The organism is Streptomyces ossamyceticus, from assembly GCF_001418475.1.
Taxonomy (GTDB): domain Bacteria; phylum Actinomycetota; class Actinomycetes; order Streptomycetales; family Streptomycetaceae; genus Streptomyces; species Streptomyces ossamyceticus.
The window spans coordinates 1-7864 of sequence record NZ_LIQX01000722.1; the positions used below are offsets into that span (position 1 = coordinate 1).

Here is a 7864-nt window from a genome sequence, read left to right on the forward strand (position 1 = left end):
GGGGGCCGTGGAGGGCGCTACGGGGTCGGCGAAGGGGACGAAGGGGGCCGTCGTGGAGGGAGCGCGTGGGGGTGCGGCCGATGAACGGTTGCGGCGCTGGCGGCTGGTGCTGGGCGGGGACTCGGCCGACGGCACCGGATGCGCGCTCGGCGGCCGGGACGCGGCGATGGACCAGGCGCTGACCGCGCTGTACGGCAAGGGGGACAAGCCGCAGACGGGGCGGGACCGTTCGGCGGGGCTCGGGGCGTCGGCGCCGTCGGTGGCGCGGTGGCTCGGGGACATCCGGACGTACTTCCCCTCCTCCGTCGTCCAGGTCATGCAGCGCGACGCGATCGACCGCCTCGGGCTGTCCACGCTGCTGCTGGAGCCGGAGATGCTGGAGGCCGTGGAGGCCGACGTCCACCTCGTCGGCACCCTGCTCTCCCTGAACAAGGCCATGCCGGAGACGACGAAGGAGACGGCACGGGCCGTCGTGCGGAAGGTCGTCGAGGACCTGGAGAAGCGGCTCGCGACCCGCACCCGGGCCACCCTCACCGGAGCGCTCGACCGCAGCGCCCGTGTCAGCCGGCCGCGCCACCACGACATCGACTGGAACCGCACGATCGCGGCCAACCTGAAGAACTACCTGCCCGAGTACCGCACGGTCGTGCCCGAGCGGCTCATCGGGTACGGGCGGGCCTCGCAGTCGGTGAAGAAGGAGGTCATCCTCTGCATCGACCAGTCGGGGTCGATGGCGGCGTCGGTCGTCTACGCGTCCGTGTTCGGGGCGGTACTGGCGTCGATGCGGTCCATCAGCACCCGGCTCGTCGTCTTCGACACGGCGGTCGTCGACCTCACCGACCAGCTCGACGATCCGGTCGATGTCCTCTTCGGCACCCAGCTCGGCGGTGGCACGGACATCAACAGGGCCCTCGCGTACTGCCAGTCGCAGATCACCCGGCCCGCGGAGACGGTGGTCGTGCTGATCAGCGACCTCTACGAGGGAGGCATCCGCAACGAGATGCTGAAGCGGGTGGCGGCGATGAAGGCGTCCGGGGTGCAGTTCGTGACGCTGCTCGCGCTCTCCGACGAGGGGGCGCCCGCGTACGACCGGGAGCATGCGGCGGCCCTCTCCGCCCTGGGCGCACCGGCGTTCGCCTGTACGCCCGACCTGTTCCCGGAGGTGATGGCGGCGGCGATCGAGAAGCGGCCGTTGCCGATACCGGACAGCGCCTGAAGGGTGGGGGCGGCTGTGCGGCGGTAGCGGCTGTGCGGCGGTGGCCGGGTGGTTGCTGGGGCTGGGGCTGAGGCCAGGGCGAGGAACCGGACAGGGGAGGTTGAAAAGCGGACATGACGGCGCATCGGTGACGTGGGGCTTGCGCGACGGCGGGCGGTCCGTGCGAGGATCGGCAGCGCTTCACAGCCTTCACACGGGTGTTCGCATCTCCACCCCGTACCCCGTAGTACCGCCGCACGGGAGGAACCTCCCCGTCTTGACTCCAGCAGCCGCACTTCCCGGTGCCGGTGCCGCCCCGCGCGTGTTGCGCGGAGCCACCGGGCGCCGTGTGGTGCGGCTGCTGCTCGTGGTGGGTGGACTGTTCGTCCTCGGGATCCTCTGTGGGGGGCGCGCGAACGCGGCGGAGGGGGCGACGACTTCGACTGCCGTCGGCACGAGTGCCCCTGCTGCGCGACTTGGGGACACGGGGCCCGTCGAGACCACCGGCGTGGTCGATGACGTGACGGCGTCGGCGGGCGGGCAGCTCGTCAAGACGGTGACGGCGGATGCGGTGCGGCCAGTCACGCGGGATGCGGTGCGATCCGTCACGCCGGAAGTGGTGCGGCCCGTCGCGCGGGAAGTGGTGCGGCCTGTGGCACAGCACGTCGTGCGGCCGGTCGGCCGGGACGTCGTGCATCCGGATCCGGTCGTTGACGAGGTGCTGCGGCCCGTCACCGAGGACGTGTTGCGGCCGGTCGGGGATGCCCTGGAGGCCGTGGCCGGAGGGCCGGGGGACGCGTCGTCGTTCCCGCCGGAGGCTCAGATGCCTTCGTGGCCCGAGGGCTCCGGATGGCCGGGGGTCCCTGAGTGGCCGGACGCGCCTGAGCTGCCCCAGATGCCTCGCGTGCCTACGTTGCCCACGTTGCCGGGGGAGACGTTGCCCGTCGAGGTGACGCCTCGGGCGCCCGGCGCGGTGCGGCCCGACGAGGCCGACCACGGTGTGGACGGCGGTCGTGAACGGTACGTCGGTCCCGTTCGTGTCGTGCACGGACCGTTCGCCGGGGACGGTGACGTGGCCGCTGTGGCGGTGCCCCACCGTGACGCGGGGGCCGGGGATGTGCGTGTCGGGCGGACGGTCGAGCCGCGGGGGCAGGGCCCCGGCGGTGTACCCACGGGTGCCCTCGGTGGTCACTCCGCGGTCGACAACGGCGGGCCGCGTCACGCCGAGCCCCACGCCGTCACCTCTCTTCTACGGGCGCCACTGAGTCTCGCGCCCGGCGCCATCGCGGCCGATGTCGCGGACGGGACCCGGGAGCGGCACCGGGACATCCCCGAGTTCCCCGGGTAGGGCAGGCCGTCCTCCCCCGCAGCACTGGTCGAGCGGGGGCGTGACAGCTCAGCCCTCCGTCCGGAACGTCCCTCCCTCTCGCGGAGGCCCGGACGAACCCCTCGGAACCGGTACCGCGGCCCCGTCCCAGCGACGGAGGCGACGACGCCGGGTGCTCGGCCGCCGGTCCCCACTCACGGGACCGCAACGAGAGCGGCGGCACCGGTCGCGGTTCCCACCCGGTTCCCACGACTCGGAATCCCGAAGGAACTGACGTACGCATGAACAAGAACATCCGCCGCTCCATCGTCATAGCCGCCGGTGTCACCGGCGCGTGGGCGCTCGGCTCCACCGCCGCCGGCGCGGACGAACTGCACACGTCGGCGGTCACCGCGCACGACGTGACCGTGGACACCGCCGACACCGCCGACACCGCCGACAGCGACACCGGCGGCACGGCCGCCGACGCGCTGGGCACGGTCACCGGCACGGTGGACCGCGCCCTCACCGGGGTCATCGGCACTGTCTCGGACGTCACCTCGTCCGACGCGGTCAGCGGCGTGACCGCGACGATCGCCGACACGACCGCCGGGGCGAAGGCCCAGGCAGGCGACAGGACGGGGGCAGTCACCGGCTACATCTCCGCGCAGGCGGAGAGGACAGCCGCCATCGCGCCCGTTGAGCCCGTTGCGTCCGTCGACGCCGCCGACCAGGCGCGCCGCTACGTCGACGGCGAGGTCCCGCACACCGTGGGCAGGGCTTCGGGTCGTGTCGCGGCAACCACCGCGACCGCGGATCCCGGCGTCGGCACCGCTCGGGCGACCGCCGCCGACCTCCACCACCCCGGCGACGAGATCGACTACCTCTTCGGCCCGCTGGCCGCTTTCGCCCCCGAACTGGAGCAGGCGCTCGCCGCCGCTCAGACCCGGCTCCACGGCAGCACCGGGAACGCAGCCCGTGGCACGGCACGGCAGAAGGTGGATGCCGTGACCACCGGCACGGACCGTACGGTGGCCGCCGCCCGCACCTCGGCCCGCGGCACCGCCGACCGCGCCCGGACCCGCCTCACCGCGCCGATCGGCCACGCCCAGTCGCAGGCCACCGCCACCACGAACGCCGCCCAGTCCGCGGTCGCCGCGGTCCCGGCCCACATCACGGGCAGGGTCGGGAACGTCCACACGACGGCGGTCGGCACAGTCGCGAGTGCCCGTGGCACCGCCACCGGAACCGTCGAGGGGCTGCCCGCAGCCGTCACCCGCACGGTCACCCCGGTCGTCGACGAGACGATCACCGCCGTCACACCCCCGGTCGTCGGCACCGCCGTCGCCGGTGTGACCCCGGTTGCGGGCCACACCGCCGACGACGTCACGACGCTGACCGGCACGACCACCACCCACACCACCGCCGTGGCGTACGGCACGGTCGCCGGCACCACGGACGTGGCGTACGGCACGGTCGCCCACACCACCGCCGTGGCGCGGGGAACCCTCGCCGGTACCGGCGCACTCGCCGACCAGGCGTTGGCTGGTGCCCATGGCCTCGGGGACGGGGCCGCGGGTGACTCCTCCGCGCTCGCCGGGCATGTCGCGGCCGACGTACCGCCGTACGCGTCCCGTGTTGTCGCGTACGCCGTCGACGGCACGACCGACGCGGTGCTTCCGCCGGTCGTGGGCACCGCCGTGGACGGAGTGCTGCCCGTCGCCGGGCAGGCGGTCCGGGACGCGGGCGGGCTGGCGTACGGGGTCGCCGGGGACGTGACGCCGTTCGCGGAGGGTGTCGTCGGCGGGGCGGGTCCGCTGGCGACGGGCCTGGTCGGGGAGCAGATCGCACCCTTCGCGGAGCAGGTGGTCGCGCACGAGGCGGCCGCCTTCGTGAAGGAGCAGGTCATCGACGGCGCCGCGGTCCTCGCCGGGCGGCTGGTCACGGAGGACGCGGCGCCGTTCGCGGGCCGGCTGGTCGCGGAGGAGGCCAGGCCGTTCGTGGACGGCACGGTAGGTGCGGCGCATCCGTTCGTGGGCGGCACGGTCGATGCCCCGTATCCGTTCGCCGAGGGCATGGCCGGCGCCGCGCAGCGTTTCGCGGACGGCACGGTCGACGCCGCGCAGCCCGTCGTGGACGTGGTCGTCGGCTACGTCAGCCCCGTGGCCGCGGGTGTCGCCGGGAGCGCGGCCGACCTGGCCGACGGTGTGGCGGGCGACGCCGTGCCCTTCGCGTACGGCGTCGCGCATGACGTCACTCCCGTCGCGTACGGCGCCGGGCACGACGTCATCCCCCTCGCGCACGGCGTAGCGCACGACGCCACCCCCTTCACGTACGGCGTCACGGACGACGTGATGCCCTTCGCGCACGGCGTGACCGACGGTGTCGCGCCCTTCGCGTACGGCGTGGTGGAGGACGTCACCCCCTTCGGGCACGGTGTCGCCGGCGAGGTCGGGCCGGTCGCCGGGCAGGTCGCCCCGTTCGCCGAGGACCTCTCCGGGACCGTCGGTGCGACCGGCACGCCGCTCGCCGGCAACGCCGTCACCGGCGTCGAGGCCCTCGCCGACTCGACCGCGCCGGGTTACGTCCCGCGCGGCCGGTGACCGCGCCCCGTGCGTCGTGCCGCTCGGCCGGTGCGCGGGAGGGCCGGGTGAACGCGTCCGGCCCGTAGCGCTGCCAGTGCTGCTCCAGTGCTGCTCCAGTGCTCCTCCAGTGCTGTTCTCCGTCGGAGGAGACCCGGACGGCCGAAGCCGTCGGTCGGGTTCGAGTGGATGCCGACGGAGAGGGCGGGTGGTCCTCATTGGGGAGACGATCACCCGCCGCGGGCCCTTCCCCGAGCCGAGGAAGGGCCCGGTGAAAGGGCCTCACCGGGTGCACCCCAGCCCGGTGAGGCCCCGCAATCCGGCCCACATGCGGCTCACATACGGCACGCCGTGTCAGTGAGCGCGGCATCATGTGACAGGTATCACCGCTCAGGTGTGACGCGCGATTTAGAGGGCTCCCGGAAGCAGCGATAACCTGCGAGACGGACATGCCGCGCGCTCGGACACCGTGTGCGCCTCCCTAGTGACTCTCGGCGGACGTCACGTTGCCCTTCGCGGCACGCCCACGCATCCAACGAACCGCGATCACTGATAGGGACGGAAGCGCGTGGACCTGTTCGAGTACCAGGCGAGGGACCTCTTCGCCAAGCACGGTGTACCGGTGCTGGCCGGTGAAGTCATCGACACGCCTGAGGCGGCGCGCGAGATCACCGAGCGGCTGGGCGGCAAGTCTGTCGTCAAGGCTCAGGTGAAGGTCGGTGGTCGAGGCAAGGCCGGCGGTGTGAAGCTCGCCGCCACCCCGGACGAGGCCGTGGCCCGTTCCACGGACATTCTCGGCATGGACATCAAGGGCCACACGGTCCACAAGGTGATGATCGCCGAGACCGCTCCGGAGATCGTCGAGGAGTACTACGTCTCCTTCCTCCTCGACCGCACCAACCGCACCTTCCTCTCCATCGCCTCCGTCGAGGGCGGCATGGAGATCGAGGAGGTGGCGGCCACCCGCCCCGAGGCTGTCGCCAAGACCCCCATCGACGCCAACAAGGGTGTGACCCCCGAGGTCGCCCGCGGCATCGTCGAGGCCGCGAAGTTCCCGGCCGAGGTCGCCGACAAGGTCGCCGACATCCTCGTCACCCTGTGGAAGACCTTCGTCGCCGAGGACGCGCTCCTCGTCGAGGTCAACCCGCTGGCGAAGGTCGCCTCCGGCGATGTCATCGCCCTCGACGGCAAGGTGTCCCTGGACGAGAACGCCGAGTTCCGTCAGCCCGAGCACGAGGAGCTCCAGGACAAGGCGTCGGCGAACCCGCTGGAAGCCGCCGCCAAGGAGAAGGGCCTCAACTACGTCAAGCTCGACGGCGAGGTCGGCATCATCGGCAACGGCGCGGGTCTCGTCATGAGCACCCTGGACGTCGTCGCGTACGCCGGTGAGGCGCACGGTGGCGTCAAGCCCGCCAACTTCCTCGACATCGGCGGTGGCGCCTCCGCCGCCGTCATGGCGAACGGCCTGGAGATCATCCTCGGCGACCCGGACGTCAAGTCCGTCTTCGTCAACGTCTTCGGCGGCATCACCGCGTGCGACGAGGTCGCCAACGGCATCGTGCAGGCGCTGCAGCTCCTGAAGGACAAGGGCGAGGAAGTCACCAAGCCCCTCGTCGTCCGTCTCGACGGCAACAACGCCGAGCTGGGTCGCAAGATCCTCTCCGACGCCAACCACCCGCTGGTCCAGCGCGTGGACACCATGGACGGCGCGGCCGACAAGGCCGCCGAGCTCGCGGCTGCGAAGTAAGGGACGAGGGACAGAACAGCCATGGCTATCTTCCTCAACAAGGACTCCAAGGTCATCGTCCAGGGCATGACCGGTGCCACGGGCATGAAGCACACCAAGCTCATGCTGGCCGACGGCACGAACATCGTCGGTGGCGTGAACCCCCGCAAGGCGGGCACGACCGTCGACGTCGACGGCACCGAGATCCCGGTCTTCGGCACCGTCGCCGAGGCGATCGAGAAGACGGGCGCGAACGTGTCCGTCCTCTTCGTGCCGCCGGCCTTCGCCAAGGCCGCCGTCGTCGAGGCCATCGACGCGGAGATCCCCCTCGCGGTCGTCATCACCGAGGGCATCGCGGTGCACGACTCCGCCGCGTTCTACGCGTACGCCGTCGAGAAGGGCAACAAGACCCGCATCATCGGTCCCAACTGCCCCGGTCTGATCACGCCCGGTCAGTCGAACGCCGGCATCATCCCCGGTGACATCACCAAGCCGGGCCGCATCGGTCTCGTCTCGAAGTCCGGCACGCTGACGTACCAGATGATGTACGAGCTCCGTGACATCGGCTTCTCGTCGGCCGTCGGCATCGGTGGCGACCCGGTCATCGGCACCACGCACATCGACGCGCTCGCCGCGTTCGAGGCCGACCCCGACACCGACCTCATCGTGATGATCGGTGAGATCGGTGGCGACGCCGAGGAGCGTGCCGCCGACTTCATCAAGGCGAACGTGAAGAAGCCGGTCGTCGGCTACGTCGCGGGCTTCACCGCGCCCGAGGGCAAGACCATGGGCCACGCCGGCGCCATCGTCTCCGGTTCCTCCGGTACGGCCGCCGCGAAGAAGGAGGCCCTCGAGGCCGCCGGCGTCAAGGTCGGCAAGACCCCGACCGAGACGGCGAAGCTGGCGCGCGAGATCCTCGGCGGCTGAACGCTGAACGCTGAACGCCGAACGCTGAGCGTCGAAGGCTGACTGCTGAGTGCTGAGCACTCGATCCAGCTGAACGTCGAGCGGGCCCGTACCCCCCACGTGGGGTGCGGGCCCGTCGCGTTGTCCAT

5 protein-coding genes are annotated in these 7864 nt (G+C 72.0%); all 5 read left to right on the top strand.

Translation table 11 applies throughout. The features are described 5' to 3' along the window. Window positions 1-52 precede the first annotated feature (52 nt). The 5 genes from AOK15_RS37450 (at window position 53) to sucD (ending at window position 7736) form a co-directional block, all read left to right on the top strand. The gene (locus tag AOK15_RS37450; protein WP_055523175.1) at window positions 53-1216 is read left to right on the top strand and encodes a vWA domain-containing protein; all 1164 of its coding nucleotides are present in this window, start codon (window positions 53-55) and stop codon (window positions 1214-1216) included. Window positions 1217-2099: 883 nt separating this feature from the next. Then, window positions 2100-2543, top strand: coding sequence for a hypothetical protein (locus tag AOK15_RS47980; RefSeq protein WP_240508776.1), 444 nt, complete (start codon window positions 2100-2102; stop codon window positions 2541-2543). A 260-nt stretch (window positions 2544-2803) separates the two neighbouring features. Beyond that, complete coding sequence (locus tag AOK15_RS37460; protein ID WP_055523180.1) at window positions 2804-5104, top strand: hypothetical protein; 2301 nt, start codon at window positions 2804-2806, stop codon at window positions 5102-5104. A 547-nt stretch (window positions 5105-5651) separates the two neighbouring features. Beyond that, window positions 5652-6830 (top strand): ADP-forming succinate--CoA ligase subunit beta, encoded by a 1179-nt coding sequence (gene sucC, locus AOK15_RS37465; protein WP_055523182.1) that lies wholly within the window; start codon window positions 5652-5654, stop codon window positions 6828-6830. Between the two features lie 21 nt (window positions 6831-6851). Continuing rightward, a complete protein-coding gene (gene sucD, locus AOK15_RS37470; protein ID WP_055523184.1) occupies window positions 6852-7736 on the top strand; it encodes a succinate--CoA ligase subunit alpha in 885 nt (294 codons plus the stop codon). The last annotated feature ends 128 nt before the right edge of the window (window positions 7737-7864 follow it).

Excerpts from the sequence above, each read along its gene's own strand:
- AOK15_RS37460 (WP_055523180.1), top strand. The coding sequence starts at position 2,804 with ATGAACAAGAACATCCGCCGCTCCATCGTCATAGCCGCCGGTGTCACC.
- sucD (WP_055523184.1), top strand. The coding sequence starts at position 6,852 with ATGGCTATCTTCCTCAACAAGGACTCCAAGGTCATCGTCCAGGGCATG.